This window comes from Citrobacter freundii complex sp. 2024EL-00216, assembly GCF_043945515.1.
Taxonomy (GTDB): Bacteria; Pseudomonadota; Gammaproteobacteria; order Enterobacterales; family Enterobacteriaceae; genus Citrobacter; species Citrobacter portucalensis.
Map to the genome: position 1 here is coordinate 1 of NZ_JBIMRA010000013.1, position 21,400 is coordinate 21,400.

A 21,400-nucleotide genomic window follows, 5' to 3' on the forward strand; every position below is an offset into this window, starting at 1 on the left:
CGGGCAGGACGCCCGCCATAAACTGCCAGGCATTAATTTAGTGAAGAAGCCCATCCTGACGGATGGGCTTTTTTGCGTCTGTGCGGGATGAAAACCGCCGGATGCGGCGTGCCGCCTTATCCGGCCTACAGGGGCCGGGCTGAATGTATTTTGTAGGCCTGATAAGCGCAGCGCATCAGGCACATCACAACACCACGGTTACCATCTTATCCATTGCGTAACAAAATCAGCAATTTGCTGTATGTCGTTAATATCTAACAATGGAACATCCACCGCCAGCGGAACATCACTGGCAACCGCGATAACATATTCGTCTATCGCCAATTCTTCAGGACTATGCCCGCAACCGTCGCGAAAAAGCACGATCTTAGCGACAGGTTCATGCTTAAACCCTTCAACCAGCACCAGGTCCAACGTTGCTGCATCCATCCGGCTTACCAGATACGCTAAATCCAGTTCGGGCTCTTCCGGTGTTTCTACCATTAATGCCCAACGTTGCTGGCTGGCGACCAGCGTTTGTGCTGCACCGGCTTTGCGCAGTTCATAGCTATCTTTACCGGGCTTGTCGACATCCATATTGTGATGAGTATGTTTAATCAATCCGGGACGTATACCTCTGGCACGTAGCTCCGGGATCAACTTTTTGAGCAGCGTGGTTTTTCCCGTGCCGCTCCATGCCGCAATGGCGAGAAATGGGATCATGATTTATCCTGCCATTTTGCGAGCTCTTCGGGGGTGTTCACGTTTACGAACGCATCTTTATGATCGCTGAAATCGACAGCATGGCCGCCAGCCAGACGCATAAAGACCATGACACGTCGTTCACCGGACTGAAGATAATCCTGCAGCAAAGGCTGCATCGAGCGGTGCATCAACGCAATGGTTGGGTGATCTCTTTCCCCATCATGCACCCAGACAACGGGAGCAGCTTTGCGCTGCTCTTTTAAACGAGCGACCAGATTGTGAGGAATATAGGGCATATCGCACGGGCAAAACAGAAACCACTCCCCCGTTTGCTGCAGGAATACCGATAGCATCCCGGCCAGTGGGCCAGGGAAATCGGCCAAGGAATCGGGAATAACTTTCAGGCCGCTTTGCTGGTATATATCCCGGTGGCGATTGGCATTAACCACCACGGTTTCGACCTGCAAAGCGAGAATGTCGGCCACATGCCGCCAAAGAGGTTTACCGTCCAGTTCAAGCAGACCTTTATCGGTCCCACCCATCCGTCTGGCCTTACCGCCAGCCAGCACAACCCCTGTTATTGCACTATCCAGAATCACTGATATCGCCTCTTTTAATGTGGGATTGACCCTGCTAACGTATCTGTATTGAGCCTAAGGAGCACAACCATGAAATGTAAACGTCTGAATGAAGTTATTGAACTCCTCCAGCCTGCCTGGCAGAAGGAACCCGATCTTAACCTGATGCAATTTTTGCAGAAACTGGCGCAAGAGTCAGGTTTTGACGGCGAACTGGCGGATTTAACTGATGACATTCTGATCTATCACCTGAAAATGCGAGACTCAGCGAAGGATGCTGTCATCCCTGGTATTCAGAAAGATTATGAAGAAGATTTTAAAACCGCACTACTCCGCGCTCGTGGCGTAATTAAAGAGTAAAAGCTTGTAATCGCCGCCACCGAAAGCGCTGCGAAATGATATCCTGAATCATTCGTAGTATTTTCCGGATGATGGGATGAACGACAACGCTTTTAATTTCCAGACGCTACACCCGGATACCATCATGGATGCACTGTTTGAGCAGGGGATCCGGGTGGATTCCGGGCTTACCCCGCTTAACAGCTATGAAAACCGTGTCTATCAATTCCAGGACGAAGACCGTCGACGCTTTGTCGTTAAGTTTTATCGCCCTGAACGTTGGTCTGTCGATCAGATCCAGGAAGAGCACCAGTTTGCTCTGGAACTGGTAAGCGATGAAGTCCCGGTAGCTGCGCCGTTGGTACTGAACGGCCAAACGCTGTTAAGCCATCAGGGTTTTCATTATGCGATCTTCCCCAGCGTCGGTGGGCGCCAGTTTGAGGCCGACAACATCGATCAGATGGAGGCGGTCGGGCGCTATCTCGGGCGTATGCACCAGACCGGATCCAAGTGTACTTTTGCCTTCCGACCGACGATTGGCCTTGAAGAATACCTGACTGAGCCGCGTAAAGTTTTTGAACACGCACAGCTTATCCCATCAGGGCAAAAAGCGGCTTTCCTGAAGGCAACGGATGCGCTTATCGCGGTGGTTACCGAACGCTGGCATACGCGTTTTACTACGTTACGCCTGCACGGTGATTGTCATGCCGGTAATATTTTGTGGCGCGATGGCCCGATGTTTGTCGATTTAGATGATGCCCGCAATGGTCCGGCTATTCAGGATTTATGGATGCTCCTCAATGGTGATAAAGCTGAACAACGCATGCAGCTAGAAACCATTATCGAGGCTTATGAAGAGTTTAGTGAGTTCGACATCTCTGAAATCGGACTGATAGAACCTTTACGCGCTATGCGTTTAGTTTATTATCTTGCCTGGCTGATTCGACGTTGGGCTGACCCTGCGTTCCCAAAAAACTTCCCGTGGTTAACCGGGGAAGATTACTGGCATCGTCAGACCGCGACCTTTATTGAGCAGGCAAAAATTCTGCAAGAGCCCCCCTTACAATTAACGCCAATGTATTAATCGGAGAAACTTGAACATGAAAAAAATATGGCTGGCGCTGGCTGGTATGGTCTTAGCTTTTAGCGCATCTGCAGCGCAGTTCCAGGATGGTAAACAATACATCACCCTGGAGAAGCCTGTTGCGGGTGAACCGCAAGTGTTGGAGTTCTTCTCCTTCTACTGCCCGCACTGCTACCAGTTTGAAGAAGTGCTTCATGTGTCTGATAACGTGAAGAAAAAACTGCCGGAAGGCACCAAGATGACCAAATACCACGTCGAGTTTCTCGGGCCTTTGGGCAAAGATCTGACGCAGGCATGGGCGGTTGCAATGGCGCTGGGCGTTGAAGATCAGGTCACTGTTCCGCTGTTTGAAGGGGTTCAGAAAACCCAGACCGTTCAGTCTGTTGCTGATATCCGTAAAGTGTTTGTCGATGCGGGTATTAAAGGCGAAGACTATGATGCGGCATGGAACAGCTTCGTAGTGAAATCTCTCGTTGCACAGCAGGAAAAAGCAGCGGCTGATTTACAGCTGCAGGGCGTTCCGGCGATGTTCGTGAATGGCAAATATCAGGTCAACCCGCAGGGCATGGATACCAGCAGTATGGATATCTTTGTACAACAGTATGCGGATACCGTGAAATACCTGGTCGGTCAGAAGTAAAAGCAAAAGCCGGTCACTGACCGGCTTTTTTATTTGCAGCTTTAATCGCGTCGAGCTGCGCGTCTTTCTCACTCCACAGCGTATTCAACCACAGCTGAAAGCGGCGCTTGAATGCCTTATCGTTCACGTAATCACCGTGTAACTCTTCATGGATTGGCTCCAGATTCACCCGCACGACAATCCTCGTTAGCTTACCGCTCAGCATATCGTAGAACGGTCGGCTACTGTTTTCCGGATAGCACAACGTGACATCCAGCATTTTATCGAACTGTGACCCCAGCACATTTAATGCCATCGCAATACCGGCCGCCTTGGGTGGGAGCAGGTTTTGATAAGGAGAACGGGTTTGCTCACGCTTCTCATGAGTAAACCGCGAACCTTCGACAAAATTCACAATGGTTGTCGGGTGCGCACGAAATTTCTCGCAGGAACGACGCGTCGTTTCGACATCTTTACCACGGCGTTCCGGATGGCGAAGCAGATAGCCACGTGAATAGCGTTTCATAAACGGCATATCCAGCGCCCAGCAAGCCAGGCCAATAAAGGGCACCCAGGCCAACTGCTGCTTGAGGAAATATTTATTCATCGGGATGTGCTTACGTAACAGAACGCAAAGCACAACGATATCGGCCCAGCTGTAATGATTACAAATGAGCAGATACCAGTTTTTCTTGCTAAGACCTTCCAGTCCTTCAACATCCCACTTCAGCCGTGGATTAAGGTGCAGCAGTAGCGCCAGACCTTCACACCAGCAGTACATCATGAAATTACAGAAGACAGAAACCTTGCGCCAGACGACAGGAATGGGCAAAAGGAGTTTCACAACCCCGGCAAGGATGATCGGCACAGAACAAAAAATTGTGACCAATATGGTCAATACGATACTCAGCAACAGCGTTATCGCAGCGAGTATTCTCGTCATAATTAAATTATTCAAAAGGTTAGCCATAGACAGTGCGCGAAAGAGGCGCAAGGGGCTGATTTTATCAGAAAACGAACCAAATGATGGATCTTCCCTGAATAGAAAAAAAGAGAATATCTATCCACATCAGGATATAAGCTGTAAAAATGGAATAAAATGCTGCGCGCTAAATTAAGTTTATGAAAAATATATATAAATACAATGAAGCACTAATTGCCTTGCTATATTTAAAGAACTGAAAATTATTTACTCACAAAGTTATCCACAGCCGTGTTTGCGAGCAAAGCAGAAGAACTGCAAAAGTTTTTCGACAAATGCGGCGAAAAACTCATGTTTTTATCCTGTCTGTGGCATCCTTTATCCATAATCTGATAAACAGGCACGGACATTATGGTTCAGATCCCAGAAAACCCACTTATCCTTGTAGATGGCTCATCTTACCTGTATCGCGCATACCACGCGTTCCCACCGCTGACTAACAGCGCAGGAGAACCTACGGGCGCGATGTACGGTGTCCTCAACATGCTGCGTAGCTTGATTCTACAATATCAACCAACCCATGCAGCGGTGGTATTCGACGCCAAGGGTAAAACCTTCCGTGATGAATTATTCGAACATTATAAGTCTCACCGCCCACCGATGCCGGACGATCTGCGTGCGCAGATTGAACCTCTGCATGCGATGGTAAAGGCGATGGGGCTGCCACTGTTGGCTGTTTCTGGCGTGGAGGCGGACGATGTTATCGGTACGCTGGCGCGGGAAGCAGAGAAGATCGGTCGCCCGGTGCTGATTAGCACCGGTGATAAAGATATGGCTCAGTTGGTGACGCCGAATATCACCCTTATCAACACCATGACCAATACGATCCTCGGCCCGGATGAAGTGGTAAATAAGTACGGCGTCCCGCCGGAACTGATCATCGATTTCCTGGCGCTGATGGGGGATTCCTCAGATAACATTCCTGGCGTTCCAGGCGTAGGCGAAAAAACCGCTCAGGCACTGCTGCAGGGGCTGGGTGGGCTGGATACCCTCTATGCCGAATCAGACAAAATAGCGGGGCTGACCTTCCGTGGTGCGAAAACCATGGCGGGCAAACTTGAGCAGAACAAAGAGGTGGCGTACCTCTCTTATCAATTGGCTACCATCAAAACCGATGTTGAGCTGGAATTGACCTGTGAGCAGCTGGAAGTGCGTCAGCCCGCTGCAGAAGAACTGCTTGGCCTGTTTAAACAGTATGAATTTAAACGTTGGGTTACCGACGTTGAAGCGGGTAAATGGCTACAGGCGAAAGGGACGAAACCGGCGGCAAAACCGCAAGAAACTATTGTCGTCGATGAAACGCCTGAGGAGCCGGCCACGGTTCTTTCGTATGAAAACTATGTGACGATTCTGGACGAAACGACGCTGGAAGAGTGGATCGCTAAGCTGAAAAAAGCACCTGTCTTTGCCTTCGATACTGAAACTGACAGCCTGGACAACATTTCCGCGAATCTGGTTGGCCTGTCTTTTGCCATTGAACCGGGTGTGGCGGCGTATGTTCCTGTTGCCCACGATTACCTGGATGCCCCTGACCAGATCGCGCGCGACCGTGCGCTGGAGCTGCTAAAGCCGCTGCTGGAAGATGAGAACGCGCACAAAGTCGGGCAAAACCTGAAGTACGATCGCGGCATCCTGGCGAACTATGGCATCGAGCTGCGCGGCATCACCTTTGACACCATGCTCGAATCCTACATTCTTAACAGCGTCGCTGGACGACACGATATGGACAGCCTGTCGGACCGCTGGCTGAAACATAAAACCATCACCTTTGAAGAGATCGCCGGAAAAGGCAAAAACCAGCTGACCTTTAACCAGATAGCACTGGAAGAGGCTGGCCGTTACGCTGCGGAAGACGCCGACGTTACGCTACAGCTGCATCTGAAAATGTGGCCAGAATTGCAGCAGCATAAAGGGCCGTTGAACGTCTTTGAAAATATCGATATGCCGCTGGTGCCGGTTTTGTCTCGCGTTGAGCGCAACGGTGTGAAAATCGATCCGGCTGTTCTGCACAAGCATTCAGAAGAGCTGACGCTGCGTTTGAATGAGCTGGAGCAAAAAGCGCACGAGATCGCCGGAGAAGCGTTTAACCTCTCTTCCACTAAGCAACTGCAAACTATCCTGTTTGAAAAGCAGGGTATTAAGCCGTTGAAGAAAACCCCTGGCGGCGCGCCATCAACGTCGGAAGAGGTACTGGAAGAGCTCGCGCTGGATTACCCATTGCCGAAAGTGATCCTGGAATATCGTGGTTTAGCAAAACTGAAGTCGACCTATACGGATAAGCTTCCGTTGATGATTAACAAGAAAACCGGGCGCGTGCACACCTCATACCATCAGGCGGTAACTGCCACCGGGCGCTTGTCTTCAACGGATCCAAACCTGCAAAACATCCCGGTACGTAATGATGAAGGTCGTCGTATTCGTCAGGCGTTCATTGCGCCAGAAGACTACCTGATTGTCTCTGCGGACTACTCACAGATTGAACTGCGTATCATGGCGCACCTTTCACGTGATAAAGGTCTGCTTACCGCGTTTGCCGAAGGGAAAGACATTCACCGCGCAACGGCGGCAGAAGTCTTTGGTTTACCGCTTGATTCTGTGACCAGCGAGCAACGCCGCAGTGCTAAAGCCATTAACTTCGGTTTGATCTACGGGATGAGCGCCTTTGGTTTGGCGCGCCAGTTGAATATTCTGCGCAAAGAAGCACAGAAGTACATGGATCTCTACTTCGAACGCTACCCTGGTGTGTTGGAATACATGGAACGCACCCGCGCGCAGGCGAAAGAGCAAGGCTATGTAGAAACGCTGGAAGGTCGCCGTCTCTATTTACCGGATATTAAATCCAGTAATGGTGCTCGTCGCGCTGGTGCTGAACGTGCGGCTATTAACGCCCCGATGCAGGGAACTGCCGCAGACATTATCAAACGAGCCATGATTGCCGTGGATGGATGGCTGCTAACCGAGCAACCGCGCGTGCGCATGATCATGCAGGTACACGATGAACTGGTGTTTGAAGTGCACAAAGATGATCTGGAAAGCGTCTCCAAAAAGATCCACCAACTGATGGAAAACGAGACTCAGATTGACGTGCCGTTGCTGGTGGAAGTCGGGAGTGGTGAAAACTGGGATCAGGCGCACTAAGGGTTTACTTAATAACGCTCCTTTTTCGTAACTAAGCAACATAAGAGAGAGCTTTTTGTGATGTCCATTAGAATTCCCTATGTAAGGAATGAAAAAAAATTACAAAAAGTGCTTTCTGAGCTGCTCAAAAAAGAGTAAAGTTATTCTCGTAGGGTACAGAGGTAAGATGTTCTATCTTTCAGACCTTTTACTTCACGTAATCGGATTTGGCTGAATATTTTAGCCGCCCCAGTCAGTAATGACTGGGGCGTTTTTTATTGTGCGAAAGAAAAGTTTTGCACATGCTGTAGGCCGGATAAGACGCGCAGCGGCGTCATCCGGCATATCGGTGGGTTATTCCTCTTCCTGCACCTCTTCAACTGGTGCCAGTTCACTAAACCAGCTATCCAGTTTTTGCCGCAGTTTGTCCACACCCAGTTTTTTCAGCGATGAAAATGCTTCTACCTGCACATCACCGTTAAATGCCAGTACGGCTTCACGTACCATATTCAGCTGCGCTTTGCGTGCGCCGCTGGCCAGCTTATCTGCTTTAGTCAGCAGTACCAGAACCTGAACGTTGCTCTCAACTGCCCACAGGATCATCTGTTGATCGAGATCTTTTAACGGGTGACGAATATCCATCAGTACCACCAGACCTTGCAGGCTCTGACGCTTTTCCAGATATTCAGCCAGCGCGCGTTGCCATTTACGCTTCATTTCTTCTGGAACTTCGGCATAACCGTATCCTGGCAAATCGACCAGGCGTTTGCCGTCAACGACTTCAAACAGGTTGATGAGCTGAGTACGACCCGGCGTTTTAGATGTACGCGCCAGACCTTTTTGATTCGTCAGGGTATTTAGCGCACTGGATTTGCCTGCGTTGGAACGGCCAGCAAAAGCCACTTCGATACCGGTATCGGAAGGTAAGTGGCGAATATCAGGCGCACTCATCACAAAGTGCGTCTGTTGATAATTCAAGTTAGTCAAAGCAGTCCTCTCCATCAATCAGGGCTTTGCAGCGATTATACCTGAACCCCAGCAAAAGGCTGGTTTTTCGACGAGTGAGCTGTGTAAGTAAAAACCTCGCGCTTTGTGAGACATTGCCGACAGTTTCTATACGAGATGACAGAGTAAAAAATGACAGAACTAAAATAAATCATATGGTTACATTTGGGCGCTATTCTTAAAATCAGAAATTGTTACCCAGGTTACTTGTACGTTTAAACCAAAACGGTAAAGTAGCGTCCATAGCGAGGAAGCTGAAAGGATAGACGACTCAGGATGAGGGTCAGGAGCGCCAGGAGGCGAAGACACAGGATTGTCAGGAAGACAAACGTCCGGAGACGTTAGTAAAAGGAAATGGAAACAACACGGAATGTTAGAGGCTAAGGGAAAAACAGGGTGTGTTGATAGCCAACAGGGATTGTAGAGCCCGTAAGGGTTGAGAGTCAGGAAAAAAGGCGACAGATTACTCTGTCGCCTTTTTTCTTTATTTCTGCTAGATTCCGGCGCAATTATATACTGAATAAAAACAGCCAAAGACGAATCATGATGAAACCAACTTCTACACCACGCGGTAAAGGTCCTGCAAAAGCGCGTCGTAAAACACGCGAAGAAATTAACCAGGAAGCTCGCGACCGTAAGCGCCAGAAAAAACACCGTGGTCATGCGGCAGGTAGCCGTGCGTCCGGTAGCGAAGGCGCATCTGGTGGCGGAAACCAAAATAAGCAAAAAGATCCTCGTATTGGCAGCAAAACCCCCATTCCATTGGGCGTGACCGAAAAAGTCACCAAACAGCACAAACCGAAGAGTGAGAAACCTATGCTTTCACCACAGGCTGAGTTGGATTTACTGGAAACGGATGAGCGCCTGGATGCGCTGCTGGAGCGTCTTGAAGCAGGAGAAACCCTGAGCGCGGAAGATCAGTCCTGGGTTGATGCCAAGCTGGATCGCATCGATGAGCTGATGCAAAAGCTGGGTCTTTCTTACGATGACGAGGAAGAAGAGGAAGAAGAAGAAAAGCAGGAAGACATGATGCGCCTGCTGAAAGGCGGCAACTAACGGTTTCACACCGTGGGTCTTCCCGTCCTGCTTATAACCCTTCCGGTTATATGTTATCTGGTGTGGTTATTCGTTAAACTACAGCGGTTGTCGCGGCGACAGAAGTGGCTGCGCAACCGACTTATCACCCGTACTGGGGTTAAGTCGGTACGCCGTACCCGCCAGAGACGCCATCGGAAGGAGTGAGCATGTCAGAGCAGTTAATAGACTGGGACCTGGCCCTGATCCAGAAATATAACTATTCCGGGCCACGATATACCTCGTACCCGACCGCGCTGGAGTTTTCTGAAGACTACGGCACTGAAGCATTTCTAAAGGCCGTGGCGCGTTATCCTGAGCGTCCTCTCTCGCTGTACGTTCACATCCCGTTCTGCCACAAGCTGTGCTACTTCTGCGGCTGTAACAAGGTCGTGACTCGCCAGCAGCATAAAGCCGATCAATACCTCGATGTCTTAGAACAAGAAATTATTCATCGCGCACCGCTGTTCGCCGGACGCCATGTCAGTCAGCTGCACTGGGGCGGCGGCACGCCAACGTACCTGAATAAAGCGCAAATCAGTCGTTTGATGTCGCTGCTGCGTGGCAACTTTAACTTTAACGACGACGCTGAAATCTCGATCGAAGTGGATCCGCGAGAAATTGAGCTGGATGTGCTCGATCATTTACGCGCTGAAGGTTTTAACCGCCTGAGCATGGGGGTGCAGGACTTCAATAAAGAAGTTCAGCGCCTGGTGAACCGTGAGCAGGATGAGGAATTCATCTTTGCGCTGCTGAATCATGCGCGTGAGATTGGCTTTACTTCGACGAATATCGATCTGATTTATGGTTTGCCAAAACAGACGCCGGAAAGTTTCGCCTTCACCCTGAAACGCGTTGCTGAGCTGAATCCAGATCGACTGAGTGTCTTTAACTACGCGCACCTGCCGACGCTGTTTGCCGCTCAGCGCAAAATTAAAGATGCCGACCTGCCCAGCGCGCAGCAGAAGCTGGATATCCTGCAGGAAACCATCTCTTCACTGACCGAAACTGGCTATCAGTTCATTGGCATGGATCACTTTGCCCGTCCGGATGACGAACTGGCCATTGCTCAACGCAAGGGTGTGCTGCATCGTAATTTCCAGGGTTATACCACCCAGGGTGATACCGATCTGCTGGGAATGGGCGTGTCAGCCATCAGTATGATTGGTGACAACTACGCGCAGAACCAGAAAGAGCTGAAGCGCTATTATCAGCAGGTAGACGAGCAGGGGGACGCGCTGTGGCGCGGAATTGCACTGACCCGTGACGACTGCATTCGTCGAGATGTTATTAAGCTCCTGATCTGCAACTTCCGCCTCGACTATGCCACTGTGGAACAGCAATGGGATCTGAACTTCGCTGACTATTTTGCCGAAGACCTGAAACTGCTGGCACCGCTGGCGAAGGATGGGCTGGTGGATGTCGATGAGAAGGGGATTCAGGTCACGCCGAAGGGCCGTCTGCTGATCCGTAATATTTGCATGTGCTTCGATGCGTATCTGCGCCAGAAAGCACGGATGCAGCAATTCTCGCGGGTGATTTAACGCTTTTCCGGGTGGCGCTTCGCTTATCGTGCCTACGAAAATCTCAATATGTAGGTCGGGTAAGCGAAGCGCCACCCGGCGAACCCGCTAGCTGAACAGTCCAACCAGCGCTGCGCACAATACTGCGGCGACCGCAGTTTGTGGCGTATGGCTTTCGACCGCACCGCTCGACAGCAGATTAATGATTGATTCCAGCATGATGACTTCCCCCCGTTAGTCGGGCACGATCATACTTAACTCATCGGAACAGTAAAGCGCAAAATAGCAGCTATTTGCGCTCAATTATTAATCTTTACACAGTGACGATATGTCACTCCATTCCGAGTTCTTTTAGCTTACGCGTCAAGGTATTACGACCCCAACCGAGCAAGCGTGCCGCTTCCTGTTTATGCCCCTGGGTATGACGTAGCGCGGTAGTCAACAGCGTGCGCTCCATCTCTGGTTGGGCCTCAGAAAGCAAGTTTTGATGACCGGAGCGTAATGCCCGATCCGCCCACTGTGCCAATAGCGTTGCCCAACTATCCGGCTGCATATGGGACGGTGCGTCTGGCACAGAGGTTTCAAACAGCTCGGTTGGTAAGTCCTGAATCAGGACTTCCTGCCCGGCGGCCATTACGGTTAACCAGCGGCAGGTGTTCTCAAGCTGACGCACGTTACCTGGCCAGGCCAGACGGGTGAGCGCAGCCTCGGTTTCCGGGTGTAATTGTTTGGCTTCCACCCCCAGTTCGCGGGCGGCCTCCTGCAGGAAATGACGCGCCAGGCGGGGGATATCTTCCCGACGTTCGCGCAGTGGCGGCAGATGTACCCGGATGACGTTCAGGCGATGGAATAAGTCCTCACGGAATTTGCCTTCCTGTACGCGCAGTTCAAGGTTTTGGTGCGTGGCGGCGATAATGCGCACATCCACTTTCACCGGTGCGTAACCACCCACGCGGTAAAACTGTCCATCGGCTAATACGCGCAATAAACGCGTTTGCACGTCCAGCGGCATATCGCCAATTTCATCGAGGAACAGCGTACCGCCGTCTGCCTGTTCAAAGCGCCCCTGACGAATGGTATTCGCCCCGGTAAACGCGCCTTTCTCGTGGCCAAACAGCTCAGATTCGATCAAATCTTTCGGGATTGCCGCCATGTTCAGCGCGATAAACGGCGCTTTGACGCGCGGGCTATGACGGTGCAACGCATGGGCGACCAGCTCTTTACCGGTTCCTGACTCCCCATTAATCAATACGCTGATTGAAGACCGGGACAGGCGACCAATAATGCGAAAGACGTCCTGCATTGCTGGCGCTTCGCCGATGATGTCGGTTGTGGGGCCGTTAATCTGAACATTGCGCGGCTGCTGCTGTTCCTGATAATGACTGATGGCGCGCTCGACCAGCGCCACCGCTTCATCAATATCAAAAGGTTTGGGCAGATAATCAAACGCTCCTTGCTGATAGGCGCTGACGGCAGCATCCAGATCGGAGTGCGCGGTCATTATGATGACCGGAAGCATCGGATGCCGCTGTTTAATCTGTTTTAACAGCGTCAGGCCGTCCATACCCGGCATGCGGATATCCGACAACAGCACGTCCGGCGTTTTGCTGGCCAGCGCGTCCAGTACCTCTTTACCACTTTCAAATGTGGTACAGCTTAGCCCTGCCCCTGCGAGCGCACGTTCAAGCACCCAACGGATGGAACTATCGTCATCAACGACCCAGACTATTCCTCGTTGCATAAACGTCACCTTATTTCCTGATAGGCAGGTAAACCGAGAACTCGGTATGACCCGGCCAACTGGTAAATTCAATTTTGCCGGAATGTTGATCAATCAAATTACGGGCGATAGATAATCCAAGGCCGGTACCGCCTTCGCGACCGCTAACCATTGGGTAGAACAGCGTATCCTGCAAATGCGAGGGAATACCTGGACCGTTATCCTCGACATCAATTCGTGCCGCCAGACGGTAACGCATGCCGTGTAGCGTGAGCTGAAACGCGGTGCGGGTGCGCAGAATGATCTCGCCGCCTTCCGGTCCCAGCGCCTGCAAAGCATTGCGTACGATGTTCAGCAATACCTGCTCGATCTGGTCCGGGTCGTGCAGTAATTCGGGCAGGCTTGGGTCGTAATCCCGGATTAGCGTGACGTTTTCCGGCAGCTCCATCGAGACCAGCGCCACCACGCGTTCCGCCACTTTGTGAATACTTTCCGTGATGTGCATGCCGGGCTGTTGTGGCCCCAGCAGACGGTCGACCAGATTACGCAGGCGGTCCGCCTGTTCAATAATGACTTTGGTATATTCGGTCAGCGCCGGGTCCGGAAGCGCTTTACTGAGAAGTTGCGCCGCACCGCGTAATCCGCCCAGCGGGTTTTTAATTTCATGTGCCAGACCACGCACCAGATCACGGGCGGCAATCTGCTGGGCGTGCTGGAGCTGTTCCTGACTCAGACGGCGCTGGTTATCCATAGGGGCCATCTCCAGCAAGATAAGGCCATCAGGCAGCCTCTGAGCGGTCACAGAGAGGATATGTGAGTGGCTGTCTATCACCAGCGTCACTTCGTTATCCGTAAAGCCCTGGCCTGCTTCCAGGCTCTCTCGCATCAGTCCGATGTTTAAGGAGAAATAACTCAACAGATCGGGAAGCGGTGTACCAAACAGTTTGCGGGAGCTTTGGGCGAGCAACTGCTGTGCCGCCGGGTTGGCGTAATGTACAGCCAGCTCATCGTCGACGAGTAAAATGCTGTTGATTAAAGAATTTAGGATCTGCCCAGCATCGGGCAGCGTGCCGGTTGCCATTCAGCAGTCTCCTGAAAAGTGTTGCACCAATTTAGTGCATTATAGCTTTTTACATCAAAAAAGCGCGAAAAAGCAGGTTGTTAGTGGAGAAAAAAGCCCATCCAGAGATGGGCTACAGATGACTGGCAAACATAGATGCCGGATGGCGGCTTTGCCTTATCCGGCCTACAAGGTAATGTTACCCTCCAGGCCTGATAAGTTTGCGCCATCAGGCGTCCTATCATTCACCATCGATCTCAAGCCTGCCTGAGCAGGCTAAAAGTTCCACGGCAACTCAAACGATTAAACGCTGTAGTACAGCTCAAACTCTACCGGGTGCGGAGTCATGCGCACGCGGTCATCTTCTTCGCGACGCAGCGCAATGTACGCATCGATCGCTTCATTGGTGAACACGCCGCCTGCGGTCAGGAACTCGCGGTCCAGATCCAGTTCTTTCAGTGCTTCTTCCAGAGAACCAGCAACCTGTGGGATCTCTTTCGCTTCTTCCGGCGGCAGGTCGTACAGGTTTTTATCCATTGCTTCGCCCGGGTGGATCTTGTTCTTAATACCGTCAAGACCAGCCATCAGCAGCGCTGCGAAGCACAGGTATGGGTTAGCAGCCGGGTCCGGGAAACGCACTTCGATACGACGCGCTTTCGGAGAAGCAACCACCGGGATACGGATAGACGCAGAACGGTTACGGGCAGAGTAAGCCAGCATTACCGGTGCTTCGTAACCCGGGACCAGACGCTTGTAGGAGTTGGTGGTCGGGTTAGCCAGGGCGTTGATCGCTTTAGCGTGCTTGATTACGCCACCGATGTAGTACAGCGCCTGCTCAGACAGACCCGCATATTTGTCACCGGAGAACAGGTTTACGCCGTTCTTGGACAGGGACATGTGGCAGTGCATGCCGGAACCGTTATCGCCAAACATTGGTTTTGGCATAAAGGTTGCGGTTTTACCGAAACGGTGAGCGATGTTGTGAACGACATATTTGTAGATCTGAATTTCGTCCGCTTTTTTGGTCATGGTGTTAAAGCGGGTCGCGATTTCGTTCTGACCGGCAGTCGCCACTTCGTGGTGATGCGCTTCAACAACCAGGCCCATTTCTTCCATGATCAGACACATGGTAGAACGGATATCCTGAGAAGAATCTACCGGAGGAACCGGGAAGTAACCGCCTTTCACGCCTGGACGGTGACCTTTGTTACCACCTTCGTATTTGGTGGAGGAGTTCCATGCGCCTTCGATGTCATCGATAGCCACGTGGGAACCGGAAATAGTTGCGCCGAAACGGATGTCGTCAAACAGGAAGAATTCTGGCTCTGGCCCGAACAGAACGGTGTCTGCGATGCCGGTAGAACGCAGATACTCTTCAGCACGTTTAGCAATGGAGCGCGGGTCACGGTCGTAGCCCTGCAGCGTACCTGGTTCCAGGATATCGCAACGGATGATCAGGGTAGACTCTTCAAAGAACGGGTCGATGAGAGCAGTAGACGCATCTGGCATCAGAACCATGTCTGATTCGTTAATGCCTTTCCAGCCACCGATTGAGGAGCCGTCAAACATTTTGCCTTCTTCAAAGAATTCGGCATTTACCTGATGAGCAGGAATAGTGACGTGCTGTTCTTTACCTTTGGTATCAGTGAAGCGTAAATCAACAAACTTCACTTCGTGTTCGTTCAGCATCGTCAAAACGTGTTCAGCGGACATACTTACTCTCCCGGATTGGTCATTGTCGTCGTGGTAACGAAGTCTTCAATTCTGCAAAAATTGGCCGTGTCGCCATAAAAAATATAAAGCGAAATCTGTGCCAACTTTTAAATTGCCCCTAAAAGGCGTTATCATGCGCACCATCGTGCAAAGGGGCTGCACCATGAAGGTTGTATTGCACCATTATAGTGCTTTAATGTGAACATTAAGCACCATATTGGTGCAAAGCATGTCAGATTACCCCTTTTAACGCTCCGTGAATGTGATCACAAAGAAACTCTGCAATACTTGTTTGCGGAGGATGTTTGTGATCCTGTTTTGTACTGCGATTAATCCGTGTACAATAACGCGCTATTTCTAAAATGCCTGAGGCAAAGTTGTGATCGAAAATTTGCGTAACATCGCCATCATCGCGCACGTAGACCATGGTAAAACGACCCTGGTAGACAAGCTGCTCCAACAATCCGGTACGTTCGATGCACGTGCTGAAACCCAAGAGCGCGTGATGGACTCCAACGATTTGGAGAAAGAGCGTGGGATTACCATCCTCGCTAAAAACACCGCTATCAAATGGAATGACTACCGTATCAACATCGTTGATACCCCGGGGCACGCCGACTTCGGTGGTGAAGTTGAACGTGTAATGTCCATGGTCGACTCTGTGCTGCTGGTGGTGGATGCAATGGACGGTCCGATGCCGCAGACGCGCTTCGTGACCAAAAAAGCCTTTGCCCATGGCCTGAAGCCAATTGTTGTTATCAACAAAGTTGACCGTCCTGGCGCGCGTCCTGACTGGGTTGTTGATCAGGTATTTGACCTGTTCGTTAACCTCGACGCTACCGACGAGCAACTGGACTTCCCGATCGTTTACGCTTCTGCGCTGAACGGTATCGCGGGTCTGGATCACGAAGACATGGCTGAAGACATGACTCCGCTGTATCAGACTATCGTTGATCGTGTACCGGCTCCGAGCGTAGATCTTGATGGCCCGCTGCAGATGCAAATCTCTCAGCTGGACTACAACAACTACGTTGGCGTAATCGGTATCGGCCGCATCAAACGCGGTAAAGTTAAACCGAACCAGCAGATCACTATCATTGATAGCGAAGGCAAAACCCGTAACGGTAAAGTCGGTAAAGTTCTGACTCATCTGGGTCTGGAACGTATCGAGAGTGATATTGCCGAAGCAGGCGATATCATCGCGATCACCGGTCTGGGCGAACTGAACATCTCCGACACCATCTGCGATCCGCAGAATGTTGAAGCGCTGCCAGCTCTGTCCGTTGATGAACCGACCGTTACCATGTTCTTCTGCGTAAACACCTCTCCATTCTGCGGTAAAGAAGGTAAATATGTTACCTCTCGTCAGATCCTTGACCGCCTGAACAAAGAGCTGGTGCACAACGTTGCGCTGCGCGTTGAAGAAACCGAAGATGCGGATGCGTTCCGTGTATCCGGTCGTGGTGAGCTGCACCTGTCTGTTCTGATCGAAAACATGCGTCGTGAAGGTTTCGAAATGGCGGTTTCCCGTCCGAAAGTAATCTTCCGCGAAATCGATGGCCGTAAACAAGAGCCGTTCGAAAACGTAACGCTGGACGTTGAAGAGCAGCACCAGGGTTCTGTGATGCAGGCTCTGGGTGAGCGTAAAGGCGACCTGAAAAACATGAATCCAGATGGCAAAGGCCGCGTACGTCTTGACTACGTGATCCCAAGCCGTGGTCTGATCGGCTTCCGTTCAGAATTCATGACCATGACTTCCGGTACCGGTCTGCTGTACTCCACCTTCAGCCACTACGACGATGTTCGTGCGGGTGATGTTGGTCAGCGTCAGAACGGCGTACTGATCTCCAACGGCCAGGGTAAAGCAGTTGCGTTCGCACTGTTCAGCCTGCAGGACCGCGGTAAGCTGTTCCTGGGTCACGGTGCTGAAGTTTACGAAGGCCAGATCATCGGTATTCACAGCCGTTCTAACGACCTGACTGTAAACTGCCTGACCGGTAAGAAACTGACCAACATGCGTGCGTCTGGTACTGACGAAGCAACGGTTCTGGTTCCGCCGGTTAAGATGACTCTGGAGCAGGCTCTGGAATTCATCGATGACGACGAACTGGTAGAAGTAACACCAACCTCTATCCGTATCCGTAAGCGTCACCTGACTGAAAACGATCGTCGCCGTGCAATGCGTGGCGCGAAAGAAGAGTAATTAACACTCTTTTTCAGGTAAGCACAAAAAAGCCGCTGGTTATCAGCGGCTTTTTTTATTTCGGAAAGATTAGAAGAAATACTTAGCCCCGACACGAATTTGATTTTGTTCGCGGTGATAAGGTTCTACATTGCGATCTAACCAGCGTAGTTCCAGGTAGGGTAACCAGTGTTCATTGATACGATACTTGAAGGTATTCGTAATCTCCCAGTGATGATCTTTTCCGTTACTGCTATTGAAGTCATTCACTCGAATAAAATAGTGCGGCTCAAAGGTATAGGAAAACTTATCGGTGATGGTAAAGTTCCAGTAATTACCTATTTCATAAGTATCGTTATTATCCTGATCACCGTTTAGATCGGTTGAACTATAGTTATTATGGTTATAACGGTTACGCACGGTAAGATTAAACCACGGGGTAAATTTATAGTTAACATCCAGATAAGCCGCACCACCGGAACCCGTACTCTTATCATTTATCAACCCACCTGGCTGGATAGTTAATTTATCTGTCGGTTTAAATAACGGATACCAGCCCTCTATTTCATTATAGCCGTGTTTTAACTCATCCTTGCGTTGCATTGTGTAGGTGTTGGTGAGCATGATACCCGCGCCCATATCGGAGTTATAGCCAACGCGCATCATCACTTCTATCTGATCTGACGCCAGATTATATGCCTCGCGGTTCTCGACATAGGCACCCGCAAAAACAGAGGTAGAAGCAACCGAAGATAAGAGAATTATTGTTGTTAACTTTTTCATAATAAATTCATTTTTTAAGCGTAGGGAGGCCGCCATCCATTAAGATGGAATAGGCGGCTATTATTTTTATACGTTTACAGCAGAGGTATTATTTTTAGTGGTAACAGGATCCGATAGAGCATTGTTTTTCTTCCGTTGGCTGATTTCCTCAATAATAAAAGCAAAGCGAGTTTCGTTGAGCTTATAAAATAAACCCATCGTGAATGCAGCGATAATGGCCAATCCACAAGGCCAAAGGAAAATAAGCTGACGCAGGCCGAGCAAAGTTGCATCGCTTTGAGTTATGTTGGGGATATAACCGATTTGCGTCAGCATTATGCCCGGCAGGAAACCAGCGAGCGCAGCGGAAATTTTGCGCGAAAAGGTATAACCCGTATACACCGAACCTTCCGCGCGGATCCCTGTTTTCCATTCGCCATAATCGACCGTATCCGGAACCAGCGCCCAGTTCAGGCTGTTAACAAAAGCGGTTCCGAAGAAGGCCATACAGGAGAATGTCACGAACAAAAATGATGTGTTGCCCCAGAAAAAGTTCAGTACATCGCCGATAGCCCATAATGCCAGACCGCCGAGGTAAACCTGCTTTTTACCGAAGCGTTTCACCGCAGCGGGAACCAGCAGTACCCCAACCAGAATGCATCCCATGCTGAAGAACCCCATCCACGACAGCAGATGAATATCATTGAGCACGTACTGGGTGTAGTACACCTGGATTGCCAGCTTGATGTTGAATGCCGCCAGCGTGCATAAGTTGGCGACACACAGCACCAGCAGGGGAGGGTTACGGAAAATGGCACAGAACGATTTGAGAATGCTGGGCTTATGGTGGTCCGGCACAATTTCAATGTAGCGTTCCTTCACTCCGCTGAAACACCACCACATGCTGAACAGCCCGCAGACTGAAAAGATCAGTGCGGCGATCAGATAACCCAGTGAGGATGAACTGACAAATAGCGCTTGAATCGGCATAAAGCCAACGGTGCACAGTAACAGACCAACGGTAGCGCCGCCCTGACGCCAGGCGGCGAGCTGAGCGCGTTCATGCGGGTTTTTAGTGATCGCAGGCACCATCGCGCCGTAGGAGCAGTTCATCAGGCTATAGAACAGACCGAATAGCATAAACAATACCGTCGCCAGCCCAGTTTTTACCGTTAGCGTAAAATCTGTCGCCAAAAACTGCGCGCTGGCAACAACTGCGACAGGAAATGACGCATACAAAATAAAAGGTCTGAATTTACCTTTTGCGCCAATATTACGTCTTGAGTCCAGCAATACACCGGTCAACATATCAGTGAAGGCGGTGAAGAACTTCGCCACCAGAAAGATAATCCCACCGTAATACGCCGGCATCCCTAGTTCATCGGTATAAAATTTAAGCAGATACAGTGTGCCGATACACAGCATCAAATTTGAGCCGAAGTCACCCACTCCGTAGGCGAATTTTTCACGCAGGCTCAGTTTTAGCGTTAGCGGATCATGAAAAGACATAATCGCTCCTCAATAGCGCCCCGTAGAGCGCTATTCATTATTATTATCAAACGGGTTGTTTACGCGCTTCTATCTCTTCAACGATGCGGACATACATCTTCTCGTTAAGGTTGTAGAAACAGCCCATAGCCACAATGGTGATCACCGCTAAAGCGCAGGGATAAATAAAGATCAACTGACGCAAACCTTCGACCGTACTTGCTGATTGCACCACGTTGGGAACGTAGCCGATTTGCGTCAGCATCCAGCCGGGGAAGAATCCTGCCAGCGCTTGTGACACTTTACGAAAGAAGGTGAAACCGGTGTATACCGTGCCTTCAGAGCGTACGCCGGTTCGCCATTCGCCATATTCCACCGTATCGGAGACCAGCGCCCAGTTCAGGCTGTTAACGAATGCTGAGCCGAAGAACGCCAGGCAGGAGAAGGCGACAAAGCTGACGGAACCGCCACCAAAGAAGTAGTTAAGCAAATCCCCTGCAACCCAAATTAGCAAACCGCCAATGTAGACTTTTTTCTTGCCGAAACGCCTAACCATTCCTGGCATCAAGAAGACGCCGATGAAGATACAGCCCATGCTGAAAAAGCCCATCCAGGAAAGGAGGATTGGGTCATTCAGTACGTACTGGGTGTAATAGACCTGAATTGCCAGCTTAACGTTAAATGCGCCAAGCGTACAAAGGTTGGCAACGCACAGAATAAACAGAGGGCGGTTACCGGCGATGGCGCGGAAGGATTGCAATAATCCCGGTTTTTGCGCGGCATCCACGGGTTTCACTTCCACGTAGCGTTCTTTTACCCCGGCATAGCACAGCCACATAAACAGCAGGCCAAACAGCGAGAACAACGTGGCGGCGAAGATATAACCCAGCTGTGAATTGCCTTCGATCAAGTTCATTACCGGTACAAAGCCGACTGTACATAGCAACAAACCAAGGGTTGCGCCCCCTTGTCGCCAGGCTGCCAGTGAAGCGCGCTCGTCCGGATTTTTCGTAATCGCGGGAACCATTGCACCATAGGAGCAGTTCATCATGCTGAAGAACAGTCCGTACAGCATAAACAGCACCGTTGCCATCACCGTTTTACCGGTTACTTCAAACGGTGTACCGACAAAGTTGGCAATCGCCAGCAAGGTAACTGGAAATGCGGCGTAAAGAACGAACGGACGGAATTTCCCTTTCGGGCCGATTTTGCGGCGGGAATCGAGCATAATCCCGGTGCCCATATCGGTAAACGCGGTAAAAAATTTGGCGATAAGGAAAATGATGCCGCCATAAGTACCTGGTAAACCAAGGACATCGGTATAAAACTTGAGTAAATAGAGCGTACCAATGTCCAACAGGATATTGGAGCCTAAATCACCCATCCCATAGGCGAGTTTTTCTTTGAACGGCAAGCGTAGGGTTGCCGGATTAGAGGAATTCTGACTCATTATTATTCTCCATTTGCCCG

19 protein-coding genes and 1 pseudogene are annotated in these 21,400 nt (G+C 50.5%); 9 read left to right on the forward strand and 11 right to left on the reverse strand.

All coding sequences use genetic code 11. The features are described from left to right. Positions 1 to 198: 198 nt before the first annotated feature. Together mobB and mobA are read right to left on the reverse strand one after the other, a co-directional pair. Positions 199 to 702 carry a molybdopterin-guanine dinucleotide biosynthesis protein MobB gene (mobB, locus tag ACHHZ7_RS16905; protein ID WP_060683030.1) on the reverse strand — a complete coding sequence of 168 codons (504 nt, stop codon included), beginning with the start codon at positions 700 to 702 and terminating at the stop codon, positions 199 to 201. After that, positions 699 to 1,283, reverse strand: a complete 585-nt coding sequence (gene mobA, locus ACHHZ7_RS16910; protein WP_048227536.1) for a molybdenum cofactor guanylyltransferase MobA — start codon at positions 1,281 to 1,283, stop codon at positions 699 to 701. The genes mobB and mobA overlap by 4 nt, the downstream gene beginning before the upstream one ends. Positions 1,284 to 1,352: 69 nt before the next feature. Between mobA and ACHHZ7_RS16915 the strand changes: the two genes are divergently transcribed. The 3 genes from ACHHZ7_RS16915 (at position 1,353) to dsbA (ending at position 3,325) form a co-directional block, all read left to right on the forward strand. Beyond that, positions 1,353 to 1,622, forward strand: a complete 270-nt coding sequence (locus tag ACHHZ7_RS16915; RefSeq protein WP_003028616.1) for a YihD family protein — start codon at positions 1,353 to 1,355, stop codon at positions 1,620 to 1,622. A 76-nt stretch (positions 1,623 to 1,698) separates the two neighbouring features. Beyond that, positions 1,699 to 2,685, forward strand: a complete 987-nt coding sequence (locus ACHHZ7_RS16920; RefSeq protein ID WP_008786978.1) for a serine/threonine protein kinase — start codon at positions 1,699 to 1,701, stop codon at positions 2,683 to 2,685. A gap of 16 nt (positions 2,686 to 2,701) precedes the next feature. Continuing rightward, complete coding sequence (dsbA, locus tag ACHHZ7_RS16925) at positions 2,702 to 3,325, forward strand: thiol:disulfide interchange protein DsbA (protein WP_003028621.1); 624 nt, start codon at positions 2,702 to 2,704, stop codon at positions 3,323 to 3,325. Positions 3,326 to 3,338: 13 nt separating this feature from the next. Here dsbA and ACHHZ7_RS16930 read toward each other — a convergent pair whose 3' ends face one another. Further along, positions 3,339 to 4,202, reverse strand: a complete 864-nt coding sequence (locus tag ACHHZ7_RS16930) for an acyltransferase (protein ID WP_225624899.1) — start codon at positions 4,200 to 4,202, stop codon at positions 3,339 to 3,341. Between ACHHZ7_RS16930 and ACHHZ7_RS16935 the strand changes: the two genes are divergently transcribed. Further along, positions 4,087 to 4,422, forward strand: coding sequence for a hypothetical protein (locus ACHHZ7_RS16935; protein WP_224759913.1), 336 nt, complete (start codon positions 4,087 to 4,089; stop codon positions 4,420 to 4,422). The genes ACHHZ7_RS16930 and ACHHZ7_RS16935 overlap by 116 nt on opposite strands. Positions 4,423 to 4,637: 215 nt before the next feature. Continuing rightward, a complete protein-coding gene (gene polA / locus ACHHZ7_RS16940; RefSeq protein ID WP_060683031.1) occupies positions 4,638 to 7,424 on the forward strand; it encodes a DNA polymerase I in 2,787 nt (928 codons plus the stop codon). Positions 7,425 to 7,757: 333 nt separating this feature from the next. On the opposite strand, the gene yihA is transcribed toward polA, so the two are convergent. Beyond that, positions 7,758 to 8,390, reverse strand: a complete 633-nt coding sequence (gene yihA, locus ACHHZ7_RS16945) for a ribosome biogenesis GTP-binding protein YihA/YsxC (protein ID WP_071845249.1) — start codon at positions 8,388 to 8,390, stop codon at positions 7,758 to 7,760. A 209-nt stretch (positions 8,391 to 8,599) separates the two neighbouring features. Here yihA and ACHHZ7_RS16950 point away from each other — a divergent pair. The 3 genes and pseudogenes from ACHHZ7_RS16950 (at position 8,600) to hemN (ending at position 11,026) form a co-directional block, all read left to right on the forward strand. After that, positions 8,600 to 8,785 (forward strand): annotated as a pseudogene (locus ACHHZ7_RS16950) (hypothetical protein). Between the two features lie 169 nt (positions 8,786 to 8,954). Next, on the forward strand, positions 8,955 to 9,464 hold the full coding sequence (gene yihI / locus ACHHZ7_RS16955; protein ID WP_003028627.1) for a Der GTPase-activating protein YihI: 510 nt from the start codon (positions 8,955 to 8,957) through the stop codon (positions 9,462 to 9,464). 188 nt (positions 9,465 to 9,652) lie between these two features. After that, positions 9,653 to 11,026, forward strand: a complete 1,374-nt coding sequence (gene hemN, locus ACHHZ7_RS16960; RefSeq protein ID WP_020996122.1) for an oxygen-independent coproporphyrinogen III oxidase — start codon at positions 9,653 to 9,655, stop codon at positions 11,024 to 11,026. A gap of 87 nt (positions 11,027 to 11,113) precedes the next feature. On the opposite strand, the gene ACHHZ7_RS16965 is transcribed toward hemN, so the two are convergent. The 4 genes from ACHHZ7_RS16965 to glnA all read right to left on the reverse strand — a co-directional run bounded on the left by ACHHZ7_RS16965 (position 11,114) and on the right by glnA (position 15,498). Then, positions 11,114 to 11,224, reverse strand: a complete 111-nt coding sequence (locus tag ACHHZ7_RS16965; protein WP_020996121.1) for a YshB family small membrane protein — start codon at positions 11,222 to 11,224, stop codon at positions 11,114 to 11,116. A gap of 112 nt (positions 11,225 to 11,336) precedes the next feature. Next, positions 11,337 to 12,746 carry a nitrogen regulation protein NR(I) gene (gene glnG, locus ACHHZ7_RS16970; RefSeq protein ID WP_003825317.1) on the reverse strand — a complete coding sequence of 470 codons (1,410 nt, stop codon included), beginning with the start codon at positions 12,744 to 12,746 and terminating at the stop codon, positions 11,337 to 11,339. Between the two features lie 10 nt (positions 12,747 to 12,756). Next, positions 12,757 to 13,806, reverse strand: coding sequence for a nitrogen regulation protein NR(II) (gene glnL, locus ACHHZ7_RS16975; protein ID WP_008786986.1), 1,050 nt, complete (start codon positions 13,804 to 13,806; stop codon positions 12,757 to 12,759). 282 nt (positions 13,807 to 14,088) lie between these two features. Then, on the reverse strand, positions 14,089 to 15,498 hold the full coding sequence (gene glnA / locus ACHHZ7_RS16980; RefSeq protein ID WP_060683032.1) for a glutamate--ammonia ligase: 1,410 nt from the start codon (positions 15,496 to 15,498) through the stop codon (positions 14,089 to 14,091). A 379-nt stretch (positions 15,499 to 15,877) separates the two neighbouring features. Between glnA and typA the strand changes: the two genes are divergently transcribed. Continuing rightward, positions 15,878 to 17,701 (forward strand): ribosome-dependent GTPase TypA, encoded by a 1,824-nt coding sequence (gene typA / locus ACHHZ7_RS16985; protein ID WP_008786988.1) that lies wholly within the window; start codon positions 15,878 to 15,880, stop codon positions 17,699 to 17,701. A 69-nt stretch (positions 17,702 to 17,770) separates the two neighbouring features. Here typA and ompL read toward each other — a convergent pair whose 3' ends face one another. The 3 genes from ompL to ACHHZ7_RS17000 all read right to left on the reverse strand — a co-directional run bounded on the left by ompL (position 17,771) and on the right by ACHHZ7_RS17000 (position 21,380). Then, on the reverse strand, positions 17,771 to 18,463 hold the full coding sequence (ompL, locus tag ACHHZ7_RS16990) for a porin OmpL (RefSeq protein WP_060683033.1): 693 nt from the start codon (positions 18,461 to 18,463) through the stop codon (positions 17,771 to 17,773). A 66-nt stretch (positions 18,464 to 18,529) separates the two neighbouring features. Next, positions 18,530 to 19,951 carry an MFS transporter gene (locus ACHHZ7_RS16995; protein WP_060683034.1) on the reverse strand — a complete coding sequence of 474 codons (1,422 nt, stop codon included), beginning with the start codon at positions 19,949 to 19,951 and terminating at the stop codon, positions 18,530 to 18,532. A 46-nt stretch (positions 19,952 to 19,997) separates the two neighbouring features. Then, complete coding sequence (locus ACHHZ7_RS17000; RefSeq protein ID WP_048227542.1) at positions 19,998 to 21,380, reverse strand: MFS transporter; 1,383 nt, start codon at positions 21,378 to 21,380, stop codon at positions 19,998 to 20,000. Positions 21,381 to 21,400 lie beyond the last annotated feature (20 nt).